The sequence below is a fragment of the Glutamicibacter sp. NPDC087831 genome (assembly GCF_044742845.1).
In the GTDB taxonomy this organism is placed as follows: domain Bacteria; phylum Actinomycetota; class Actinomycetes; order Actinomycetales; family Micrococcaceae; genus Glutamicibacter.
Window position 1 is genome coordinate 649,052 of record NZ_JBIUVH010000001.1, and the last position, 22,191, is coordinate 671,242.

The window sequence follows — 22,191 nt, forward strand, 5'->3', positions numbered from 1 at the left end:
CAATCGCGCAAAAAAGATCAAGCAATCTTCATTGCGAGGTGGGGACGGGATTCGAACCCGCGTATACGGCTTTGCAGGCCGCTGCCTCGCCTCTCGGCCACCCCACCATACTGACCGAAGTCAGAGTGACTAGTTTTACCTAGTCGGTGAATCTTTTTGCGAGCGGACAACGAGGTTCGAACTCGCGACCTCAACCTTGGCAAGGTTGCGCTCTACCAGCTGAGCTATGTCCGCAAAATGTGTTGTTTTCTGAACGTTTCCGTTCGCTCCAACGAGTAAAAACTCTATACGAGTTTTCGCATCCCCACAAATCGAGACGCTGAGATCTGGTTCACATGGCCTAAAAACCGCGGAACTACGCGGAAAATTGATTTTTCCGTCTCGACTAGGAGCGAAGCAAGCCGAGCGCATGCCATGATCGTGTGCATGACGTCACCAAAACTGGCTATTCAAACAGACCTGGGCCGCATGTACAGCCGAAAAGTCGGCGGGGAAGCGATTGTCCCATCCATCACCACAGTCATTGGCATGGACAAGCTCGACCTCTCCGGCTGGGCCGGGTACATGGCGGCCAAGTCGCTTTCCGATGATCATCGGCTGGTGCAAGCGGTGGGGCACCCGCGCCAATTGCGCTCACTCGTGCGAGATGCAGCCGGTGCGGCCGAAGCTTATCGGGATTCCGCGGCCATGCGCGGGGACCGGGTGCATAACTACGCGGAGCAGCGCGCCCTGCAAGCGCTGGATCTGGAACATGACCTAGGCTCAGCCCAAGCCGCGCTCGAAGCGAATAAGGAGCTGGGCTTCGCACGCCACTTCGACCAATGGTGGGAAGACTACGATGTCCGGCCCCTTGCCGCCGAGGTGACGGTTTGGAATCACAGCGTCGGCTACGCCGGCACCATCGACCTGGTCGCCAAGATCGGCGGTCGAACCTGTCTCGTTGACTACAAGACCAAAAACACCGACCGCGACGGCTTCGTCAAGCGTCCTGACGACAAGGTGATCATGCAGCTCGCGGCCGCATGCAAAGCCGAAGAGCAAGTCGTCGATGCCGAACAAGGCACGTGGGAAGAGTGGGAGCACGGGACCGATGCCATGCTGCTCGCCGTAGCCCTGGGCGAGACCGGGGCGCGCACCTTCATGGCCCCGCCTCCAGCTTTGCCCGACTACTGGTCCAAGTTCTATGCCTTGCGCCGGAATTGGGAAGCCTCATTCAGGATCGCGCAGTCGCGTGCCTCACTGGCCGAAATCACGCCGCCAGCTCAATAAAGTCGCACGCCCACCGCGTAGACTGGAACGGTTAGCTTTCGGCATTGCGAAACCTAATACCAATGTCCACGGCAGGGAAGGTACCAGCGGATTATGGCGATTTTGGGAATTCGGATCATCGGAGACCCCGTTCTACGCACCCCAGCGCAGGAGGTGACCGACTTTGGCCCGGAGCTCCAGAAGCTCGTCGAAGACATGGACCAGACGATGGAAAACGTCACCGGTGCAGGACTTGCCGCACCGCAGGTCGGTGTTTCCCTGCGCGTCTTCACCTACCAAATTGGCGAAAAACGCGGACATATCGTGAATCCGGTGCTGGAGCTCAGCGAGGATTACCAGGAAGACCAGGTGGAGGGCTGCCTGTCCATCCCGGGCATTGCAGCACCAGTTCGGCGCCGGCGCTATGCCAGGGCCGCCGGCTTCGATAAGTTCGGCAACCCGGTAGAACTCGAAGGCGCCGACATGCTCGCCCGCTGCTTCCAGCACGAAACCGATCACCTGGACGGCATCTTGTTCCTGGACCGGCTGGCACCAGAAGAAAAGAAAGCGGCGTGGCGCACCTTGCGGGCCAACAACTACTCGCAGACCGCTAACGCCACCGTAAAGAAACGTTCCGGAGCCCTCGGCTCCAGCTTTGGCGCAGGATTGGGGTTCTAACTCATGCGTATTTTATTCGCCGGCACACCACAGGTCGCCGTCACTTCCCTGGATTACCTGCACGAGGCCGGTTTTGAAATTGCCGCAGTGCTCACCCGTCCCGATGCCCCGTTGGGACGCAAACGCGTGCTGACCCCATCGCCGGTTGCCGCTCGCGCCGCAGAACTTGGCCTGCCGATCATCAAGGCTGCCAAGATCACCGAAGAAACTACCGCCGAACTTGCGGCCTTGGACCTTGAAGCCGCGGCCATCGTCGCCTATGGAGGGCTAGTGCCGGAGGCGGCATTGGCAGTTCCAACCTGTGGCTGGATCAACCTGCACTTCTCCTTGCTGCCGCACTGGCGGGGTGCCGCTCCGGTGCAGCATTCCATTATCAACGGCGATGACATCACCGGTGCAGTCACCTTCCAGCTGGAAACCGGACTGGACACAGGTCCGGTATTCGGACAGGTCACCGAGAGAATTGGTGAACTGGACACCGCAGGCATCATGCTCGAACGGCTCAGCCGGTCCGGCTCGAACCTGCTGGTGCAGACCTTGCAAGCTCTGGATTCCGGGCAGGCCATTGCCATTCCGCAGTCCGGATCGCACACCTACGCACCGAAGATTACCGACGTGGATGCGGAGCTGGACTTCACCCGGACCGCCACGGAAATCCGTCGGCGCGCCCACGGAACCACCCCGTCCCCGGGCGCCTGGGTCAAGGCCGAAGACAAGCGCTTCAAATTCGGTCCACTGCGTGAGCACCGCGAGATCGCCGACCTTGCTCCAGGCGAAGTGCGCATCGAGCCAGGCAAGCAGCCGAAGGTATACATCGGCACCGCCACCTGGGCCCTGCAGCCCACCGAAATCCAGCCTCCGGGCAAGAAAATGATGAACGCCAGCGACTGGGCACGTGGAGTGCTCACCCAGGGAACGAAAGTGAGCTTCGCATGAGCGGACAGGAACCACGCGGCGGATACCGCGACAATGATCGCCGCAATGAGCAGGGCCGTACCCGCAACCGCGGCCAGGCCGGCCCGCGCAAGTATTCGGCATCCGCACCCGGCCAGCGAAAGCGCGCGGCCGACCCGGCACGCCTGGTAGCTTTCAAGACCCTGCGTGAGGTATCCGGCGCGGATGCCTACGCCAACCTGGTGCTGCCGAAGATGATCCGCGAATACCAGCTTGACCGCCGCGACGCGGGCTTCGCCACTGAACTGGCCTACGGGGCACTGCGCGGCCAGGGGTTCTACGACGCGATCCTGACCACCCTGGTTGACCGTCCGCTGGCCGAGCTGGATCCGGCCATCCTCGATGCCCTGCGCCTGGGCGCCCACCAGCTGCTGGCCATGCGTGTGCCAAAGCATGCCGCCCTGGATGAAACCGTGTCGCTGGCTCGTGCGCAGATCGGTGCCGGTCCGTCCGGCCTGATCAACGCCGTACTGCGGCGCGTTTCGGCCAAGGAAGCCGACGAATGGACCGAACTGCTGGCCAATGCTGCCGCTTCGGAGTCCGAGCGGCTGGCCATCGAGCACTCGCACCCGGACTGGATTGTCCGTGCCTTGCGCGGCGCGCTGATTTCCCATGGCCGCGACGCCAGCGAACTTGAAGCCCTGCTGGAAGCGGATAACCTGGCGCCGCTGGTGAACCTGGTGTCCCTGCCGGGGCTGGGCGATCTGTCCGGCGCCCTGGAATCCGGGGCGGAACCGGGCACCTTGCTGGCTGATTCGGCCACCTACAAGCACGGCGACGTCTCGCGTGTGCCAGGTGTCAAGGAAGGCACCGTGCGTGTCCAGGATGCCGGCAGCCAGGTCATGGCCCGCGCCCTGGCTACTATCGAATTGCCCGAAGCCGGCGAGGACCGCTACTGGCTGGATCTTTGCGCAGGTCCAGGCGGAAAGGCGGCGCTGCTCGCAGCGATCGCCGTGCAGCGCGACGCCCGCCTGACTGCCAACGAGCCAACACCGCACCGCGCTCGCCTGGTCGAGAACTCGTTGGCTGCGGTGCCGCATGACTACTGGATGGTCACCGGTGACGACGGACGCAGCTTCGGCGGTCTGGACTATGCAGGGGACTACGACCGCATCATGGTCGATGCCCCTTGCTCCGGCTTGGGCGCATTGCGCCGCCGCCCGGAATCGCGTTGGCGCAAAGCCCCGCGCGACATTCCGGAACTGACCAAGTTGCAAGGCGAGCTGCTCGCTGCAGCCTTCAACGCGGTCCGCGTCGGCGGCGTCATTGGCTTCGTCACCTGTTCGCCGCATCAGGCCGAAACCCGCCTGGTTGTGGAAGACTTCTTGAAGCACCACGAAAACGCGGCACTGCTGGATACCAGCGCCGCGGTTTCCTCGGTGATGTATCAGGACGCGCCATCGGCAGGCCATGCACTGGGCGATGGGAGCACCGTGCAGCTGTGGCCGCACGTGCACGGCACCGACGCCATGTTCATGGCAATCCTGACCAAAAAAGCCTAGCCAAGCCCGAGTATTCCAAGGAGCATCCATGCGTAATGCGCGGATCAACCCGTCGATCCTGTCCGCCGATTTTGCGAACCTCGCTAGCGAGCTGGACCGCATCCACACTGCCGACGCGGTCCACGTGGATGTCATGGACAACCATTTCGTTCCCAATCTGACCTTGGGCTTGCCCGTGGTTGATGCGCTGCACAAGGTCAGCAAGCTGCCGATCGATGTGCACCTGATGATTGAGAACGCGGATCGCTGGGCCCCGGAATACGCGCAGCTCGGCGTGGATTCGGTAACTTTCCACGCCGAGGCTTCGGCAGCTCCTGTCCGCTTGGCTCGTGAATTGCGTTCCGCCGGGTCCAGGGCCGCCATGGCCTTGCGCCCGGCCACGCCGATCGAACCCTACCTGGACATGCTCGGCGAGCTGGACATGGTTCTGCTGATGACCGTGGAACCAGGTTTCGGCGGCCAGAAGTTCCTGGATCTCGTCCTTCCCAAGATCAAGCGTGCCCGGGCTGCCATTGACGGCAGCGGCAAGCCGATTGCGCTGCAGGTTGACGGCGGCATTTCGCGCGACACGATCCTGCGCGCCGCCGAAGCCGGTGCGGATGTCTTCGTCGCCGGTTCCGCGGTGTACTCGGCCCAGGATCCATCGGTGGAAATCGATGTATTACGCAATCTTGCGCTGGGCGGTCACTAGCGGCGCACAAAGTGTGTCAGAATAAACTCAGTAAACACGAATACGTGCTCCGGGGTCGGTGAAAGTCCGAACCGGCGGTGATAGTCCGCGACCCGCAACCAAAGCCACAAGCTGAGGGAACGGTTGAACTGGTGAAATTCCGGTACCGACAGTTAAAGTCTGGATGGGAGAAGCACGAATTTGATATGCCTACTGGTACTGCCGATAGCCCGCACCGGGTCTATCTCTTAAAGCAGAGCCACAGGCCCATCAAATGCACACCCCCGGAGCCGCCGCTTCGAGAAGGGTGGAATGATGGATTTCCTGCGGTGGCTCATTGAAGCTTTCAACTCACAAATTGCGATCGGCTCGTCGGCACTTTTGGTGCGCGAAGTCGTAGGCAATATCTTCGGCCTGGCCAGCGCCGTGGGCGGCATGCGCCGCAAAGTCTGGGCCTGGCCTATCGGAATCGTCGGCAACCTGTTGCTGCTGACGGTGTTCCTAGGCAGCATTTTCGATACCGGATACACTGCCAACCTCTGGGGCCAAGCCGGCCGGCAGATCATGTTCATCGCCGTCTCGGTCTTCGGCTGGTACCGCTGGAAGCAGGCCAAGAACGGCACCGGTAGCGCCGTCACCCCTGAATGGGCTTCCAACAAGGCTCGCCTGGGCCTGATCGCCGTGCTGATCCTCGGTACCCTCGCAGTGACACCGATCTTCCGCCTCCTCGGCTCCTATGAACCTGTCTGGGCTGATGCGTGGACCTTCGTTGGTTCGATGCTCGCCACGTACGGCATGGCCAAGGGCTGGGTCGAATTCTGGCTGATCTGGGTCGCCGTTGACGCCGTAGGCGTGCCGCTGCTGTTCTCCGCCGGCTACTACGCCAGCGCGTTCATGTACCTGTTCTACGGGGCATTCACCCTGGTCGGCTTCTTCGTCTGGGCCAAGTCCAAGCGCGACGCGAAACCCCAGATTGAAACCGAAATGCTCGATCCAACCATCTCGCGCCAACGCTGAAAGGGGAGCAGCACCATGATTACGACCCAGCAGCTCGACGCCGCATTGCGCACCGCGCTGGAAACCGCCGGACGCGGCCACCGCGGGGCCAACCCGCTGGTCGGCGCCTGCGTCCTGGATGCCGAGGGAAATATCATCGCCACCGGTTTTCATATCGGGGCGGGGCATCCGCACGCCGAGGTCGACGCACTGCGGCGCCTGGGCAAGATGCCGCCTGCCAAGGCCCGCGAACTAACGATGGTAGTGACCCTCGAACCGTGCAACCACACCGGTCGCACAGGTCCCTGTGCCCGAGCCATCGTGGAAGCCGGCATCGGGCAGGTGTACTACGCAGTCTCGGATAACACCGCCGCCAGCGGAGGTGCCGACTACCTGCGCAGCCACGGAACCCAAGCCACCCAGCTGGAGGATTTCTCCGCGGCGAAGCAGCTGAACCACCGCTGGTTCATCGCCAAGGCCGAAGTCCGACCGTTCATCACGGTGAAAATTGCCCAGTCGCTCGACGGCCGGATCAACGCACCGGATGGCACGAGCCAATGGATCACCTCCGAGGCCTCGCGCAACCACGCGCACACCCTGCGCTCCCGCGTGGATGGCATCCTGGTCGGCACGAACACGGCGATCATCGACAATCCGCGGCTGACCGCCCGCACTCCCGAGGGGCAGCTGCATGAACGCCAGCCCTTCCGCCTGGTCATGGGCGAACGCGATTTGCCAGCAGATCTGGCACTCGCCCAGGGAAGCGATTGGTCGCAGATCCGCAGCCACGACGTGCAAGAGGCCATCGCCCGGGCTAACGAGTTGGGCCTGGCCCACCTGCTGATTGAAGGTGGCGCCACGGTCGCCTCGGCCTTCATCGCAGCAGATCTGGCCGACGAAATCTACTGCTACCAAGCACCAGTGCTGATCGGCGCAGGCAGCTCATCGGTCAACATGCCAAGCACCACCACACTCAGTGACGCGCAGCGTTTCCGGCTGGATTCGGCCAGCAACGAATCGTTGACCCGGCTGGGCGATGATATTGCCCTGCATCTAGAACCGTTGCCCCGCGCCTAAGCGCCAGCAACCCCAAACTTTTCAAGGAGTAATCATGTTCACCGGAATTGTCACCGGCCAGGGAGTCATAGAAGGCATCGAGACCTTCAGCGGCAAGGATCTGGCAGTACTGACCCTGCGTGCCCCGGGCCACACCGAAAACCTGGGCCTTGGCGGTTCTCTTGCCGTCAACGGGGTCTGCCTGACCGCCACCGAGCTGGAAGGCGACACGCTCAGCGTCGACGTCATGGGCGAAACCCTGCGCCGCACCACCATCGGCGCCTTGAAAACCGGCGACCAGGTCAACCTCGAACGCTGCACCCCCGCCGGAGGCCGGCTCGATGGGCATGTGGTGCAGGGCCACGTAGACACCGTCGGCGAGGTGCTGGCCCGCGAAGACCACGGCCAGTGGACCACCTTCCGCATTGGAATCGACGCTGCTTACGCGCCGCTGACCGCGGAAAAGGGTTCCATTGCGCTGGACGGCATCTCGCTGACCATTACCGCAGTCTCCCCGGCAACGAATTCCGGTGGGCACTGGGTCGAGGTCGGCATCATCCCGATCACCCTCGCCGAGACCACCATGGGCACCCGCCAAGTGGGCGAGAAGATCAATATCGAGGTCGACGTGCTCGCCAAGTACGTGGCACGCCTGAATGAATTCGGTGGCCAGCAGTAATGGGCACCTCGACTTTGGATTCCATCCCTACCGCGCTGGCAGCCCTGGCCGCCGGCCGAGCCGTAGTGGTCGTCGACGACGAGGACCGGGAAAACGAGGGCGACATCATCTTCGCCGCCCAGCACGCTACGGCCGAGCTGATGGCCTTCACCATCCGCTACACCTCAGGGGTGATTTGCGTGCCCTTGGGCGCCAAGCGGGCCGACGCGCTGCGCCTGGCCCCGATGGTCGGCATCAACCAGGATGCCAAGGGCACTGCCTTCACCGTCACCTGCGACGCCGCCGAAGGGATCACCACCGGTATTTCCGCTGCCGATCGTGCGCTGACCAGCCGACTGCTGGCCGACCCGGCCACCGAACCGGCCCAGCTCTCCCGCCCGGGCCATATCTTCCCGCTGCGAGCTGCGGCCGGGGGAGTGCTGGAACGTCGCGGGCACACCGAAGCGGCGGTCGACCTGTGCCAGGCCGCCGGCTTGGAACCGGTTGGGGTGATCGGCGAAATCACCAAGGACGACGGTGAAATGATGCGCCTGGATGACCTGCGCGTCTTCGCAGCTGAACACAACTTGCCGCTGATCTCCATCGACGACCTGGCCCGCTGGCGCCGAGTCAACGACGAGATCGAGCTGACCGATCCGATCAAGCTGCCCACCGCCTTCGGGGACTTCACCGCCCGCGCTGCTACCGCAGAAGGCCACGAGCACGTCGTGCTCAGCCACGCCGGCCCCGACGGCGCTAAGCCCGGCAACCTGGTGCGCATCCATTCGGAGTGCCTCACCGGGGACATTTTCGGTTCCTACCGGTGCGACTGCGGCGAACAGCTGCATGCTTCGATGGAAACCATCGCCCGCGAAGGCGGTCACGTCATCTACATCCGCGGGCACGAAGGCCGCGGCATCGGCCTGGCCAACAAGCTGCGCGCCTACGCCCTGCAGGAAGGCGGCATGGATACCCTGGACGCCAACCTGCATCTGGGCTTCCCTGCCGACGCACGCGAGTACTTCGCCGTCGCTGCCATCCTCAAGGCCATGGGCATGGACGAAATCCGATTGCTGAGCAACAACCCGGACAAGCAGGAACAGCTGAATGACGCGGGAATCAAGGTAGCAGAGCTGATCGGCCTGCAGATTGCACCGCGTGAGCAGAACTCGGCCTACCTGCGCACCAAGCAGACGCGCTTCGGCCACCACCTGGATCTGCCCGATGCCGACGATGACCAGCAGGCCGACGCCTACCACGGCGCCTGAACCCCACGAATCCAGAAGAATAGAAGGAGCATCAAGATGAGCAAGCATGGCGCACCTGCCGATGTCAGCGAACAGCTGAAGGCCCTGGCCGTTCAGGAGAAGTTCTCACAGCTCAAGGTGGCCATCGTGGCCGCGAGCTGGCACGAGGTGATCATGAACGGACTGATTGACGGCGCCGAGCGCGCCGCCAAGGATGCCGGTCTGGAATCGAGCACCACCCTGATCCGTGTACCGGGCACCTTCGAATTGCCGGTCGCTGCCTCCACCCTTGCCGGCGACTACGACGCGGTCATCGCGCTCGGCGTGGTCATCCGTGGCGGTACCCCGCACTTTGACTACGTCTGCTTGGCCGCGACCAATGGCTTAACCAATGTGAGCGTGGACACCAAAACACCAATCGGTTTTGGCGTGCTCACCTGCGATAACGAAGAGCAGGCCCTTGACCGCGCTGGCTTGGAAAACTCCAGCGAGGACAAAGGCTATGAAGCCTACTCGGCTGCCGTCATGACGGTAGCCGCACTGCCATAGCATTCGGGTGGCCCTGTCACAAAGGGCCACCAGAATGCAGCCCCTGCAGAGAAAACAGCTAGGATAAGTTCCGTGAAAACTTTTGACGAGCTCTTCAGCGAACTATCGCTCAAGGCACAATCCCGCCCGGAAGGCTCACGTACCGTCACCGAACTCGACTCTGGTGTCCATGGCATCGGCAAGAAGATCGTCGAGGAAGCCGCCGAAGTTTGGATGGCTGCGGAGTACGAAACCGATGAGGCCGCGGCGGAGGAGATCTCCCAGCTGCTGTACCACCTTCAGGTCCTCATGATCGCCAAGGGAATGACCTTGGCCGACGTTTACAAGCATCTATAGCCGTCGCGCGATTGCGGCCTGATCCACTGCCGATCAGGGCGCAGTCAACGCACGGCGGCAGAAACAACGGCCAACGAATTAATCCTTGGCGCTTGTTTATGGCTAATCGCCGCAGCGCCATTCATGACGAAATGAGTCAATAATGCTCCGCGTAGCCCTACCCAATAAGGGTGCCCTATCCGAAATCGCTTCCACCATGTTCAAGGAAGCCGGCTACCTCCAGCGCCGCGATTCCCGCGAACTGGTCCTGGTCGATGAGGAAAACCAAGTTGAATTCTTCTACCTGCGTCCGCGCGACATCGCAGTCTATGTCGGCCGGGGAATCCTGGACGTAGGCATCACCGGTCGCGATCTGTACCTTGACGCAGATGTCGACGACGCTGTCGAAGAGCAGCTCTCGCTAGGCATCGGGAAATCGGCTTTCCGCTTCGCTGCCCCGGTTGGCGCCTTCAACGATGCACAGCAGCTCAATGGCAAGCGCATTGCCACCAGCTATGACGTGCTGCTGCGCCACTACCTCGAAAAGTCCGGCATCCAGGCTTCGATCGTGCGCCTTGACGGTGCCATCGAATCCTCGGTCCGGCTGGGCGTGGCCGATGCCATCGCTGACGTTGTAGAAACCGGCAATACCATCAAGGCCGCTGGCATGGAGATCTTCGGCGATCCGCTGCTGAACTCCGAAGCAGTCATGATCGGCCGTGTCGGCCACAAGCCATCCGGCTTGGACGTACTGATCCGCCGCCTGAACGGTGTGCTCGTTGCCCGCCAGTACGTCATGCTCGACTACGACGTCCGCCGCGAGCTTGCCGACCAGGCTTGCGAGCTGACCCCTGGCCTGGAATCGCCAACCGTGTCGGACCTTGCAAACTCCGATTGGGTGGCCGTGCGCGCCATGGTCAAGAAGTCGCAGACCAATAACATCATGGACGAGCTGTACGAAGTTGGCGCCCGCGCCATCTTGGTCAGCCAGATCCACGCCTGCCGCATCTAAGTAGACAAGGAAAATTCGCTGATGAGCGTTGCAATTCGTGTTATTCCTTGCCTCGACGTTGACGCCGGACGTGTTGTGAAGGGCGTGAACTTTGCGGGGCTTCGCGATGCTGGCGATCCCGTTGAGCTTGCCCGTCGCTACAATGATGCAGGTGCCGACGAGTTGACCTTCTTGGATGTCACCGCATCCAGCGCGGATCGTGAAACTACTTATGAGGTCGTTCGCCATACCGCAGAAGAAGTTTTCATCCCGCTGACCGTAGGCGGAGGCGTCCGCGCTGCCGAAGACGTCGATCGCCTGCTGCGCAACGGCGCCGACAAGGCCTCGATCAATACCGCGGCGGTGAACCGTCCTGAGGTCATCAACGAGATTACCCAGCGCTTCGGCTCCCAGGTACTCGTGCTGTCGCTCGACGCCCGACGCACAGATGATCCGACGATTGCATCGGGCTACGAGGTTACTACTCATGGTGGTCGGACCGGCACGGGCATGTGCGCCGTAGCTTGGGCCAAGGAAGCGGCTGAACGAGGCGTGGGGGAGATCCTGCTGAACTCGATCGATGCTGATGGCACCAAGGATGGTTTCGATCTGGAAATGATCCGTGCAGTTCGCGCCGAGGTCTCGGTCCCGCTGATCGCATCGGGTGGTGCAGGAAAGCCTGAGGACTTCCCTCCAGCAATCGAAGCAGGCGCCGACGCTGTTTTGGCCGCCTCGATTTTCCACTTCGGTCCGAAGGACATGATCGCCAAGGTCAAACAGGCCATCCGCGAAGCTGGCTACCCAGTTCGCTAGGCACGTAAGCCGAAGGCCCAGCACCAAATGGAGCTGGGCCTTAGCTGTACCCGGCTAATCGTTGGCAATCAGTTCCTTCTCGGTCCGCCAGACGTCAATTTCAATAGGAACGCTGGCGACGGCAGCCTGGCCGGGTATAGCTTGCCACGCGCCACCATCGACGCTGAATTCTCCGCGGTAGAGAGTGGTCACCCCGACCTTGAAAGTTCCCGTCTCTCCATACGAGTGACTCGTGGGGGTTTTATCTCTCAGCGTATGGTGCGGCATCGGTTCGCCAGGGAAACTTAGATTTCGAGTCGTCCCATCCCCATAGTTCCAGTTCCACTGAATCGGTATCGCATTGATTCGTACCGAACTTTGTCCTATCTCCAAGTCGAAAGATTGAACTTCCCTAGTTGCCCAAAGATGACTATGACCATTTCGCAACGAAAATTTCGCCGGGGAACTGCTGATGTTCGAAGCGATGATTGGAAATGATCGGAATTGTTCGAGCGAGACGCTGACTGATTCCTTTTTAATTCTTTCTATTCTTTCGTCCTTGGGGTCTTCTGGGCAAACGCGGAAGGAATCCAGGATGCCGCCTTTATCATTCCCTTCCAAGACCAAGATTTGGCGGATTATCGGATAAGATCCATCGTCGCAAACCTTTAGGTCTGGATTCGATCGGCATCCCATGAAGGAATCATTTGTAGGGCTGCATGAATCAAAGTCACGGAAATCATATTTCGGTTTCTCTTGCTTTTCCGTTATTGGCGGATCCTCTCTGTGGTAGCCTCCGTCTCTATCCTTCTTGGGGCAGAATGACCACTTTACATTTACATCTTTTTGACCGAGAGATTCTTTCTTTTTGCAAGGTACGAGATTCGATTGTTGCTCCGTTAGCGAAACGGAACTGAGTGGAGAAAAGAGCAGGAGTGAGGCCATTGCTAGGCGAAGATAAAGCATGAGAATTACTCTTCTGTGACGAGTAAATCTTCAACTGTCCATTTGGTGTCAAAGGACAATTGAAAAGTTGATAAAGAAGACTTTACTTCTGAATATTCCGCAACTACAGAATCAGGCACTACGTAAGTATCGAACGGTTCTGCGGAGAATCTAGCGGTGACGATGGCCCTTCCTGGTGCAGAAATGTAAGAGTCGATTACTGATGCCTTGTATTCGCCTCCGACTTGCCATTCACCGACTGATGCACTCTCGTCAGCAGAGTCGATAATCGCTTCGGCGCATAACTTGCAACTGCGAGAAGTCACGTTCTTGATCGGCCCAGTCTTCGTTGTTTCGGCAGTGTAATTGATGAGATCGAAGTAATATCTGGTGAACTCGGCTGCGCCTTCCTTCGATTTCACTTTGGCTGCCTCTGGCATTTTCGGAACAGGGACGTTTTGCGCTGGACCTTTTGCCGTGGCTGGTTCATATTTTTCCGTATTGCTCGGCGACGGCGGAGCCGACGTTGAACCTGGCGCCGAAGAAGACTTAGAGGCTTCAGTCGGTGATGCAGTTGGCCCTTCAGCGTTCCCTGCGTTGCAACCTGATAGTGCGAGTGCAACAGCTGCAACGGACGCGACAACTGCAATTTTCCGAGTGTCCATTCGAACTCTCCATGATCATTGGGAATGCCAGGTTGTGCGCCATCCTATGCCCGTGTTTCAAGAAAGTGGAGAGTTTTCGAGGAATCTGTGGAAAACTCAGGGCAGCTAAATCCCGAATCCCAATTACCTGTAACCACGTTTGATGACGGTCTGGAGTGAAACGATGCGACTGGCGACGTTTGATTTCAGGACTCATGGAATCGCCTAGCCTGAAATCAGGCACGTTCAATTAGCTGAGCGGTGCCTTACTCGGGAGACTCTCAAGCGCGATGGCAGAAACTTTCCATCCGCTGTCGGTGTATTCAAGTCCCATGGTGATTTCACCCAGATTTTGTTCTTCGACAATGATGTTTTCCTGATCGGGACGAAGGAGCGAACGTTCAGACAAGGTCAGCTCGCCCATCAGATAAGCAGAATTACCGTCAAACCGGACGATATAGTCCGTGTGCAGGAAGTAGTAGCCGCCGGTTTGCATGTATTCCGGACCTGTTCGGAGGTCTTCTTGCTCGCGGAAGGTCTTCCAGCACTGTTCCGCTTTGCATGTTCCGGTAACTATCGGGGTGAAATCGGCGGAGTCCTGGTAGATGATTTCATAATTGAGCAAGTCGAAGAAGTACGTTCCGGCGTCCTGGACTCCGTAATCCGATTTTTCATACGTGATATCTGCCGACTCCGGAAGCTCCAGTTCGCTTGATGGAGGTGCCTGCGTGGTACTTGAAGAAGTCGGCAATGAAGCCGAGGACGCCGGATCGGCGGGAGCGACTGAAACGAAGAGTGCTGATACCAGGGCAACCAAGACGAACGCGGGCACGATGGCGATAGCGACACTGGGGTAATGCTCAAGGACTCTGCGCGTGTTCATGGCCAAGCTCCAGACCTGTTGGATATCGATTGCTCGAAATCCTAGGCCGGTGCGACGCGAACTTGGACGGCACACCCACGAATGTGGATAACCAAGGGAGCTTTATAGCCCTGGCTTGAAGCCCTTGACGATTTCCAATGCGGTTTCCCCGCCTTCGAACAAGACCAGGCTCTGGTCGATGCGGCCGAACGAGTACATCATCAGCTCGGTGACCGGGCCGGTAATCGAAACAGCGTTCGGAGCCTTCTTGGCGACATGACGCTGGCCATCGGGACGCGTCAGGATGATGCCAATTGGCGCATGGCGGAACAGCAGGCGAGACATGCGGGTCAGCGACTGCCAGAGCAGTTCGGTGTACTCGGTGTCCAGGACCCGCGGAGCCCACTGGCCGCGGGCACGCCGCACATCTTCGGTGTGGATGAAGAACTCGGAGAGGTTCGCCGACTGGTTGACCTTGTCGATGGCGAAGGGCGAGAAAGCGGGTGGACCCGATCGGAAGCTGCGGACCAACCCGGCATAGCCTTCGGGAGTCTGCGCCGCGATCACCATTTGGTTCTGCTTCGCCTCGAGCTTCTTGGACAGCGGTTTGAAGAACATGCCGGCAGAAAGCAGTGAGCTTTCGCGCAACACAAGGTGAGCGGCGAGATGGCGGGTCTGCCAACCGTCGCAAAGGGTGTCGGCGGTAGGTCCTGCCGCAAGCAGGGTCTCGGCCAACGCAAGTCTGGAAGCCTGAACTAAGTGCATCACTTCTGAAACTAGCACGCTCCAAGTGACTAATTGTGCAAGGTGAAAGTGGTGTCGCCAAGACGGCGTGGCGCGTCGACGAGCGGTACGTCACAGGTCTCTGGATTCCGCGGAAAACCAGTATGCTAATGGTGATGTCTACTTCTAACGACGGCTCGAATCCGAGCCCTGAATCCCATAGCCTCGACCCGGCTATTGCCAGGCGTCTCAAGCGAGATGCCAATGGCCTGTTTGCTGCCATCGCGCAGCAGTACGACTCCGGGAAAGTGCTGATGCTCGGCTGGATGGACGATGAAGCGTTGCACCGCACGTTGACCACTGGTCGGGTCACCTTCTACTCCCGTTCCCGCCAGGAGTACTGGCGCAAGGGCGACACCTCCGGCCACTTCCAGTTCGTGAAGTCCGTTGCCCTGGATTGCGATGGGGACGCGCTGCTGGTGCAGGTCGACCAGGTAGGCGCCGCCTGCCACACCGGCACCGAATCCTGCTTCACCGATCGTGAATTGCCGGCCGTCGTGGGCCACCGCCCCGAGTAGGACTTTCGAAGCATCGGCACACGCGGTTGGCTAGCGCCGGGAATGCCGCGCCCAGCTGCGCATCGCAGCACGCGCTCGAAGAATACGTAGAAGAAGAACACAGATGAAAACCCTTGGCAAGATTTCCCCGTCCCGCGAGTCCTTCCGCGCCATGGCCGCGAACCGTCGTGTCATCCCCGTGACTATAACCGTGCTGGCTGACTCGCTCACGCCCATCGGCCTCTACCGCACCCTGGCGCAGGGCCGCCCGGGCACTTTCCTGATGGAATCGGCTGCCCCGGGCGGTGTCTGGAGCCGCTATTCCTTCATTGGAGTGAACTCCCCGGCAACGCTGAGCACCCGTGGTTCAGAAGCCTACTGGCAGGGCCATGCGCCAGCTGGCCTGCCTACCGGCGGTGCGGGCGTGGATGTCTTGCGCGACACCGTGCGCGCGCTGAAGACCGAACCCGTTCCCGGCATGCCTCCCTTGACCGGCGGCATGGTCGGCTTCATCGGCTGGGAATGCGTGCGCCACTGGGAGAAGCTGCCCAACCCGCCGGCCGATGATCTGAACCTGCCTGAGCTGAGCATGAACCTGGTAGCAGACATGGCTGCCCATGATGCGGCCGAAGGCACCGTCACGCTGATCGCCAACGCGATCAATTTCGATGGCAGCGACGAGAATGTCGACGACGCCTACGACCGTGCCGTCACCCGCCTGCAGGCGATGCTCGACCAGCTCGCGGTGCCGGTGGATTCGGCCGCGGCGGTGCTCACCGGTACCGATGTGCCGCGCGAAACCCTGATGGAAGCTGTCACCCACTCCTGGGATGAGAACGAGTACCTCAAGGCGCTGGCCAAGTCCAAGACCGCGATCGTGGACGGAGAGGTCTTCCAGATCGTCGTCTCGCGCCGCTTCGAGCTGGAAACGCAGGCCGACGCGCTGGATGTCTACCGCGTGCTGCGCGCGACTAACCCGAGCCCGTACATGTACCTGTTCAACTTCGTCAACGAGCACGGCGAACGGTTCGAGATCGTCGGCTCCTCGCCCGAAGCGCTGGTCACCGTCAACGATTCGCACGTGGTCACCCACCCGATCGCCGGTTCCCGCCCGCGCGGGGCGAACTACGAGGACGACCAGTTGCACGAGAAGTCGCTGCTCAACGACGAGAAGGAGCGCGCCGAGCACCTGATGCTGGTTGACCTTTCGCGCAACGACCTCTCGCGGGTCTGCAAGGCCGGCACCGTGGAAGTCACCCAGTTCATGGAGGTCGAGCGCTTCAGCCACATCATGCACCTGGTCTCCAATGTGGTGGGCAAGACCCGCGACGACGTGGACGCCTACGACGTGCTGGCCGCGACCTTCCCGGCCGGCACGCTCTCCGGCGCACCGAAGCCCCGCGCCCTGCAGCTGCTGGACGAGTACGAACCGTACCGCCGCGGCATCTACGGCGGCGTGGTCGGCTACCTGGACTTCGCCGGCGACATGGACATGGCCATCGCCATCCGCTCCGCCCTGCTCAAGGGGGAACGCGCCTATGTGCAAGCCGGCGGCGGCATCGTCAATGACTCGAAGTTCGCCGACGAAGCCCTGGAAACCGTGAACAAGGCAGCCGCCCCGCTGCGCGCCGTCTGGGCTGCGCAGTCGATGCGTGCGGCCCACAACATCAACACCGAATCAGGTGAAACGAAGTGAAGAAATTGACCAGCGCCCGCACCCTCGCCCTCTTCGGCATGGCCGGCGCACTGATCGGCCTCTGGTCGGCCACCCGCACATGGATCACCGTCGATGTGGCCTCCAGCTCCGTGCAGATCCCGCAGATCGCCATCGACGGCGCCACCGCGGCCGCCTCGGTCACCGCGGTCTCCGTGGTGGTGCTGGCCGGTTCGCTGGCGCTGCTGATCGCCGGGAAGATCGCCCGCTACATCATTGCGGCGATCTGCCTGCTCGCCGGTGCCACCGTGGTTGCCGCCGGCCTCGGGGCGCTGCGCGATCCGCAGGCCGTCGCCTCCACCACCGTGGCCGAAGCTACCGGATTGGCCCAGAACGTCGGCGAGTACACGCTCAGCGCGTGGCCAGCGGTGGCGGTGTTCGCCGGAGCGCTGATGGTGCTGCAGGCCGTGCTGGTGTTCGTCTTCGCCGGCCGCTGGCCCGCCAAGGCCAGCAAGTACGATCGGCAGGCGGCAAGGTCCAGCGCGGAGCCCAAGGACCAGTCCTCGCGCAACATCGCCAGCTGGGAGCAGCTCTCGGACGGCGAAGACCCGACTGCTGGCCGGAAATAACCCGGGCGGATCGTGATTCGCACCACCGGCGCGAAACGAAGGCTTCCGGAATAGGAGGTTCCCGCGCGCAGGTGGCAGAATGGAACCTGAAGACCAACGTCCCGGGCAGCAACGCCCTGCCGGGACGCAGCATCACAACATGAGGAGACATCGAACATGTCGCAGAACACCGAGCTCGATCCGGTATACACCGAAGAGATTGGCCACGGTAACTCCATCGCAGCGTGGGCCTGCGTACTGACCATGATTGCCGGTTCAATCGTGGCCGGCATCGCCTTCGCCTACTTCGCCTGGTCCATCGTCTGGGTCGGTTGCGGCATCATGGTGGTTGGCCTGCTCCTGGGCTGGATCCTGAAGGCAGCCGGTTTCGGCGTGGGCGGCGCTCGCAGCGGAGCATCGCACTAAATTGACTGTTCTTGATGAGATCATCGCGGGCGTCCGGGAAGACCTGGGCGCCCGTCGCGCAATCACCAGCCTGGAAGCGATCAAGCAGGCCGCGGCAGCGGCAGCTCCTGCGCGCGATGCTTTCGCCGCGCTCGGTGGCCATGCCGACCAGGCCGCCCGCGACACCACGCTGCGTGTCATCTCCGAGGTCAAGCGCAAGTCCCCGTCCAAGGGCGCGCTGGCAGATATCCCGGAGCCTGCCGTACTGGCCGCTGAATACGAGGCCGGTGGCGCCTCGGTGATTTCCGTGCTCACCGAAGCCCGCCGTTTCGGCGGTTCGCTCCAGGATCTCGACGCGGTACGCGCTGCCGTGCAGATTCCGGTGCTGCGCAAGGATTTCACGGTCGACGAGTACCAGATCTACGAAGCCCGCGCCCACGGCGCTGACCTCGTGTTGCTCATTGTTGCGGCGCTGAATGATGAATTGCTGGCATCTTTCCTAGAATTGACTCACCAGCTGGGAATGAACGCCCTGGTGGAGACCCACACCGAGGAGGAAATCGCCCGCGCCAGCAAGGCCGGAGCGAGGATCATCGGCGTGAACGTGCGCAACCTGAAGACGCTGGACGTCGATCCAGCCACCTTCGGCAAGCTCGCTCCGCTGCTGCCGGCCCAGGCGGTGATCGTCGCCGAGTCCGGTGTGGAATCCACCGAACAGGTCGTCCAATACGGTGCGGCCGGCGCCGACGCGGTCTTGGTGGGCGAAGCGCTGGTGAAGCATGCCGATCCGCGCGCTTCGGTCGCCGCGTTCATCAAGGCCGGTACCGGCGCCAAGCCGCAGCGCTAGCCGCGCACGGCGGCGAAGGACCCAGAACTGCTTTTCGTGCCCCGCAGGAGTTTCCGGCGGGGCACGAGACTTACCACGAATCAAGCTCCGTACGAGGAAAGAGGGAATCGATGAGCACTCCGGAAAACTCCGAGCACCGCCAGTCGATCGATGCACAGTCGCTAAGGCACGCAAGCGGCCCGTACTTTGGTGCCTACGGCGGGCGATGGATGCCCGAGTCCCTCATGGCCGCCATGGACGAGCTGAACGAGACCTTCGAAGCGGCCAAGAACGACCCCGAGTTCATCGCCCAGGTCAAGGACCTGAACAAGAACTACTCGGGGCGCCCCTCGCTGCTCACCGAAGCCAAGCGCTTTTCCGAGCAGTACTGCGGCGGGGTGCGGATCTTCCTCAAGCGCGAGGACTTGAACCACACCGGCAGCCACAAGATCAACAACGTGCTCGGCCAGGCGCTGCTGGCCAAGCGCATGGGCAAGACCCGCATCATCGCCGAGACCGGTGCCGGCCAGCACGGCGTCGCCTCGGCCACCGCCGCGGCCCTGATGGGCCTGGAATGCGTGGTCTACATGGGCGCGGAAGACACCCGCCGGCAGGCGCTGAATGTCGCGCGCATGCGCCTGCTCGGCGCCACCGTCATCCCGGTCACCGTCGGCTCCCAGACGCTGAAGGACGCGATCAACGAGGCGCTGCGCGACTGGGTGGCCAACGTGGATAACACCCACTACCTGCTGGGCACCGCCGCCGGCGGCGCACCGTTCCCGGCCATGGTCCGCTACTTCCACGAGGTCATCGGTGACGAGGCCCGCGAGCAGATCCTGGCCCAGGCCGGCCGCCTGCCCGACGCGGTGACCGCCTGCATCGGCGGCGGATCGAACGCGATCGGCATCTTCCACGGCTTCCTCGACGATCCCGAGGTGGAGATCTACGGCTACGAGGCCGGCGGCGACGGCGTGGACACCGACCGCCACGCCGCGACCATCACCCTGGGCCGCCCGGGCGTGCTGCACGGCGCGAAGTCCTACCTGATGCAGGACGAGGACGGGCAGACCGTCGAATCGCACTCCATCTCCGCGGGCCTGGACTACCCGGGCGTCGGCCCGGAGCACGCCTACCTGGCCGACATCGGCCGCGTGAAGTACGAGCCGGTCACCGACACCGAGGCGATGGACGCGTTCAAGGCGCTGTGCCGCACCGAGGGCATCCTGCCGGCGATCGAGTCCGCGCACGCCCTGGCCGGCACCATCCGCCTGGCGGCGCGCAAGATCGCCGAAGGCGCGGTCCCCGAAGAGACCATCATCATCGCGAACCTCTCGGGCCGCGGGGACAAGGACGTGGGCACCGCTGCCGCCTGGTTCAACATGATCGACGAAAAAGACGCCGAGGCCGAAATCAACGCGGCCACTGCGCAGAACTCCGGCTCGCAGAAATCCGAGGAGAAGTAGATGACCCGCGTGACCAGCGCCCAGAAGATCGCCGCAGCCCGCGCCGAGGGCCGCCCGGCCCTCATCGGCTACCTGCCTGCCGGCTTCCCCGACGTCGCCACCAGCATCGAGGCCGCCGTGGCGCTGGCCGAGAACGGCGTGGATGTCATCGAGATCGGCATCCCGTACTCCGACCCGGTGATGGACGGTTCGGTGATCCAGGAAGCGACCGTGCAGGCGCTGGCCAACGGCTTCAAGGTCCCGCAGATCTTCGACATCGTGCGCGGAATCACCGAACGCACCGACGTGGCAGTAATGGTCATGACCTACTGGAACCCGGTGCTGCGCCTGGGCGTGGACGAGTTCTCCCGGCGCTTCGCCGAAGCCGGCGGCGCCGGCCTGATCACCCCGGATCTGGTGCCCGACGAGGCCGCCGAATGGATCCAGGCCAGCGAGAAGCACGGCCTGGAGCGCGTGTTCCTCATTGCCCCTTCGTCCACCGAAGCGAGGGTGCAGCGCACCGTGGATGCGTCCTCCGGCTTCGTCTACTGCGTGTCGCTGATGGGCGTCACCGGCGCCCGTACCGAGGTTTCCTCCGCCGCGCAGGCAGTGGTCGCCGCCGCCCACAACGCCGGCGCCGAGAATGCCTGCGTGGGCCTGGGCGTCTCGCGCCGCGAGCACGTGGAAGAAATCGGCGCCTACGCCGACGGCGTGATCGTCGGCACCGCGCTGGTCGCCGCCCTGCGTGACGGGGGAGTGCCGGCCGTGGGCGCCCTGGCCGCCGAACTGAGCGGACGGGCCTGATGGCTTTTGCCGCGCAGCTGGCGCTTGCCTTGCCCGCCTCCATCCCTTCGCCGCCGCCGGAATTCGCCAGGATCTCGATCGGCCCGCTGACCATCCACGCCTACGCGCTGTGCATCCTCGCGGGCATCCTGATCGCGCTGTGGCTGACCAACAAGCGCCTCGGTGCCCGCGGCGGCAACTCCGACATGCTCTGGGACATCGCCATCTGGACGATCCCCTTCGGCATCATCGGCGGACGCCTCTACCATGTGCTGATCACCGACCCGATGTACTACTTCGGACTCGGCGGGCAAACCGCCCACCTGGCCGAGATCCCGCAGATCTGGCTTGGCGGGCTGGGCATCATGGGCGCGGTGTCGCTCGGTGCACTCGGAGCGTGGATCGGTTGCCGGAAAGCCGGCATCCGGCTCTCGGCCTTCGTCGACGCGGCCGTGCCCGGCCTGCTGCTGGCGCAGGCGGCCGGGCGCTGGGGCAACTGGTTCAACCAGGAGCTGTTCGGCGCGCCGACCGACTTGCCGTGGGGCCTGGAGATCGATGCGGACAGCTACAACTTCCCGGCCGGGCTGCCCGCGGACACGCTCTTCCACCCGACCTTCCTGTACGAGTCGCTGTGGAATGTGCTGGGCGCCTTCGTGCTGATCGCGCTGGACCGGAAGTTCAAGCTGCGCCGCGGCGCACTGTTCTGCTGCTACATGATCTGGTACGGCATCGGCCGCACCTTCACCGAATCGCTGCGCCTGGACCCGGCCGAAATCATCGCCATCGGGCCGTTGGCCCTGCGCGTGCACCAGTGGCTGGCGATCGGCATCGCCATCGCCGGCATCCTCGCGCTGATCGTGGTCCTGGGCAAGCTGCGCAAGCAGCAGGTCGATCCGTTCTACCTGCCAGGCAGGGCCCCGGCGCAGCCGGTCGAAGCAGATCGCGCCAAGCCCGCCGCGCACTCACCGGCGGAGTCCAGCTCCGATCCGGGCACCAGCCCCGATCCGGGCAACGACGCCACAGAGCGGCAGCAATAATTCCATAGCACCATTCCGGTGGCCGGCAAGCATCCACGCTTGCCGGCCA

Annotated in this window: 25 protein-coding genes, 2 tRNA genes and 1 riboswitch; of the genes, 21 read left to right on the forward strand and 6 right to left on the reverse strand. The window is 62.3% G+C overall.

What is annotated here, in order from left to right; all coding sequences use genetic code 11:
* Nucleotides 1-36 precede the first annotated feature (36 nt).
* Nucleotides 37-107, reverse strand: a tRNA-Cys gene (locus ACIOJF_RS03115).
* A 54-nt stretch (nt 108-161) separates the two neighbouring features.
* Nucleotides 162-234 (reverse strand) — tRNA-Gly (locus ACIOJF_RS03120).
* A 192-nt stretch (nt 235-426) separates the two neighbouring features.
* Here ACIOJF_RS03120 and ACIOJF_RS03125 point away from each other — a divergent pair.
* From ACIOJF_RS03125 to hisF, 13 genes are all read left to right on the forward strand, one after another.
* Nucleotides 427-1,269 carry a PD-(D/E)XK nuclease family protein gene (locus ACIOJF_RS03125; protein ID WP_402741179.1) on the forward strand — a complete coding sequence of 281 codons (843 nt, stop codon included), beginning with the start codon at nt 427-429 and terminating at the stop codon, nt 1,267-1,269.
* A gap of 93 nt (nt 1,270-1,362) precedes the next feature.
* Nucleotides 1,363-1,926 carry a peptide deformylase gene (def, locus tag ACIOJF_RS03130; RefSeq protein ID WP_105656724.1) on the forward strand — a complete coding sequence of 188 codons (564 nt, stop codon included), beginning with the start codon at nt 1,363-1,365 and terminating at the stop codon, nt 1,924-1,926.
* Nucleotides 1,927-1,929: 3 nt separating this feature from the next.
* Nucleotides 1,930-2,862, forward strand: a complete 933-nt coding sequence (fmt, locus tag ACIOJF_RS03135; RefSeq protein ID WP_402741180.1) for a methionyl-tRNA formyltransferase — start codon at nt 1,930-1,932, stop codon at nt 2,860-2,862.
* Nucleotides 2,859-4,382 carry an RsmB/NOP family class I SAM-dependent RNA methyltransferase gene (locus ACIOJF_RS03140; RefSeq protein WP_105656722.1) on the forward strand — a complete coding sequence of 508 codons (1,524 nt, stop codon included), beginning with the start codon at nt 2,859-2,861 and terminating at the stop codon, nt 4,380-4,382. The genes fmt and ACIOJF_RS03140 overlap by 4 nt, the downstream gene beginning before the upstream one ends.
* A 28-nt stretch (nt 4,383-4,410) precedes the next feature.
* Nucleotides 4,411-5,073 (forward strand): ribulose-phosphate 3-epimerase, encoded by a 663-nt coding sequence (gene rpe, locus ACIOJF_RS03145; protein ID WP_402741181.1) that lies wholly within the window; start codon nt 4,411-4,413, stop codon nt 5,071-5,073.
* 41 nt (nt 5,074-5,114) lie between these two features.
* A riboswitch (FMN riboswitch) is annotated at nt 5,115-5,252 on the forward strand.
* A gap of 115 nt (nt 5,253-5,367) precedes the next feature.
* On the forward strand, nt 5,368-6,069 hold the full coding sequence (pnuC, locus tag ACIOJF_RS03150) for a nicotinamide riboside transporter PnuC (RefSeq protein WP_105661574.1): 702 nt from the start codon (nt 5,368-5,370) through the stop codon (nt 6,067-6,069).
* A 15-nt stretch (nt 6,070-6,084) separates the two neighbouring features.
* Nucleotides 6,085-7,125 (forward strand): bifunctional diaminohydroxyphosphoribosylaminopyrimidine deaminase/5-amino-6-(5-phosphoribosylamino)uracil reductase RibD, encoded by a 1,041-nt coding sequence (gene ribD, locus ACIOJF_RS03155; protein ID WP_105661462.1) that lies wholly within the window; start codon nt 6,085-6,087, stop codon nt 7,123-7,125.
* A gap of 34 nt (nt 7,126-7,159) precedes the next feature.
* Nucleotides 7,160-7,783, forward strand: coding sequence for a riboflavin synthase (locus ACIOJF_RS03160; RefSeq protein ID WP_105656719.1), 624 nt, complete (start codon nt 7,160-7,162; stop codon nt 7,781-7,783).
* Nucleotides 7,783-9,030 (forward strand): 3,4-dihydroxy-2-butanone-4-phosphate synthase, encoded by a 1,248-nt coding sequence (gene ribB, locus ACIOJF_RS03165; RefSeq protein ID WP_105656718.1) that lies wholly within the window; start codon nt 7,783-7,785, stop codon nt 9,028-9,030. Before ACIOJF_RS03160 ends, ribB begins: the two co-directional genes overlap by 1 nt.
* A gap of 36 nt (nt 9,031-9,066) precedes the next feature.
* Complete coding sequence (ribH, locus tag ACIOJF_RS03170; protein WP_105656717.1) at nt 9,067-9,558, forward strand: 6,7-dimethyl-8-ribityllumazine synthase; 492 nt, start codon at nt 9,067-9,069, stop codon at nt 9,556-9,558.
* A 72-nt stretch (nt 9,559-9,630) separates the two neighbouring features.
* On the forward strand, nt 9,631-9,894 hold the full coding sequence (locus tag ACIOJF_RS03175; RefSeq protein WP_038991810.1) for a phosphoribosyl-ATP diphosphatase: 264 nt from the start codon (nt 9,631-9,633) through the stop codon (nt 9,892-9,894).
* A gap of 142 nt (nt 9,895-10,036) precedes the next feature.
* On the forward strand, nt 10,037-10,885 hold the full coding sequence (gene hisG, locus ACIOJF_RS03180) for an ATP phosphoribosyltransferase (protein ID WP_105656716.1): 849 nt from the start codon (nt 10,037-10,039) through the stop codon (nt 10,883-10,885).
* 21 nt (nt 10,886-10,906) lie between these two features.
* On the forward strand, nt 10,907-11,677 hold the full coding sequence (hisF, locus tag ACIOJF_RS03185) for an imidazole glycerol phosphate synthase subunit HisF (RefSeq protein ID WP_105656715.1): 771 nt from the start codon (nt 10,907-10,909) through the stop codon (nt 11,675-11,677).
* A 54-nt stretch (nt 11,678-11,731) separates the two neighbouring features.
* Here the strand turns inward: hisF and ACIOJF_RS03190 are convergent, their stop codons facing one another.
* The 4 genes from ACIOJF_RS03190 to ACIOJF_RS03205 all read right to left on the reverse strand — a co-directional run bounded on the left by ACIOJF_RS03190 (nt 11,732) and on the right by ACIOJF_RS03205 (nt 14,872).
* The gene (locus tag ACIOJF_RS03190; RefSeq protein ID WP_146112906.1) at nt 11,732-12,622 is read right to left on the reverse strand and encodes a PKD domain-containing protein; all 891 of its coding nucleotides are present in this window, start codon (nt 12,620-12,622) and stop codon (nt 11,732-11,734) included.
* A 5-nt stretch (nt 12,623-12,627) separates the two neighbouring features.
* Nucleotides 12,628-13,266 (reverse strand): DUF6318 family protein, encoded by a 639-nt coding sequence (locus tag ACIOJF_RS03195; RefSeq protein WP_402741182.1) that lies wholly within the window; start codon nt 13,264-13,266, stop codon nt 12,628-12,630.
* 229 nt (nt 13,267-13,495) lie between these two features.
* Nucleotides 13,496-14,128: a hypothetical protein gene (locus ACIOJF_RS03200; protein ID WP_105661460.1), complete on the reverse strand. Its 633-nt coding sequence runs from the start codon at nt 14,126-14,128 to the stop codon at nt 13,496-13,498.
* Between the two features lie 102 nt (nt 14,129-14,230).
* Nucleotides 14,231-14,872 (reverse strand): TIGR03085 family metal-binding protein, encoded by a 642-nt coding sequence (locus tag ACIOJF_RS03205; RefSeq protein ID WP_286134102.1) that lies wholly within the window; start codon nt 14,870-14,872, stop codon nt 14,231-14,233.
* A 134-nt stretch (nt 14,873-15,006) separates the two neighbouring features.
* On the opposite strand from ACIOJF_RS03205, the gene hisI reads away from it, so the two are divergent.
* The 8 genes from hisI (at nt 15,007) to lgt (ending at nt 22,142) form a co-directional block, all read left to right on the forward strand.
* Nucleotides 15,007-15,408: a phosphoribosyl-AMP cyclohydrolase gene (gene hisI / locus ACIOJF_RS03210; RefSeq protein WP_105656852.1), complete on the forward strand. Its 402-nt coding sequence runs from the start codon at nt 15,007-15,009 to the stop codon at nt 15,406-15,408.
* A gap of 103 nt (nt 15,409-15,511) precedes the next feature.
* Complete coding sequence (locus tag ACIOJF_RS03215; RefSeq protein ID WP_402741183.1) at nt 15,512-17,083, forward strand: anthranilate synthase component I; 1,572 nt, start codon at nt 15,512-15,514, stop codon at nt 17,081-17,083.
* The gene (locus tag ACIOJF_RS03220; RefSeq protein WP_105656710.1) at nt 17,080-17,670 is read left to right on the forward strand and encodes a Trp biosynthesis-associated membrane protein; all 591 of its coding nucleotides are present in this window, start codon (nt 17,080-17,082) and stop codon (nt 17,668-17,670) included. Before ACIOJF_RS03215 ends, ACIOJF_RS03220 begins: the two co-directional genes overlap by 4 nt.
* A 156-nt stretch (nt 17,671-17,826) precedes the next feature.
* On the forward strand, nt 17,827-18,075 hold the full coding sequence (locus tag ACIOJF_RS03225; RefSeq protein WP_105656709.1) for an HGxxPAAW family protein: 249 nt from the start codon (nt 17,827-17,829) through the stop codon (nt 18,073-18,075).
* Between the two features lies 1 nt (nt 18,076).
* Nucleotides 18,077-18,901 (forward strand): indole-3-glycerol phosphate synthase TrpC, encoded by an 825-nt coding sequence (gene trpC / locus ACIOJF_RS03230; protein ID WP_105661458.1) that lies wholly within the window; start codon nt 18,077-18,079, stop codon nt 18,899-18,901.
* Between the two features lie 110 nt (nt 18,902-19,011).
* Nucleotides 19,012-20,343, forward strand: a complete 1,332-nt coding sequence (gene trpB, locus ACIOJF_RS03235) for a tryptophan synthase subunit beta (protein WP_105656707.1) — start codon at nt 19,012-19,014, stop codon at nt 20,341-20,343.
* A complete protein-coding gene (gene trpA / locus ACIOJF_RS03240; RefSeq protein WP_105656706.1) occupies nt 20,344-21,126 on the forward strand; it encodes a tryptophan synthase subunit alpha in 783 nt (260 codons plus the stop codon).
* A complete protein-coding gene (gene lgt / locus ACIOJF_RS03245; RefSeq protein WP_286134569.1) occupies nt 21,126-22,142 on the forward strand; it encodes a prolipoprotein diacylglyceryl transferase in 1,017 nt (338 codons plus the stop codon). The genes trpA and lgt overlap by 1 nt, the downstream gene beginning before the upstream one ends.
* Nucleotides 22,143-22,191: the final 49 nt, after the last annotated feature.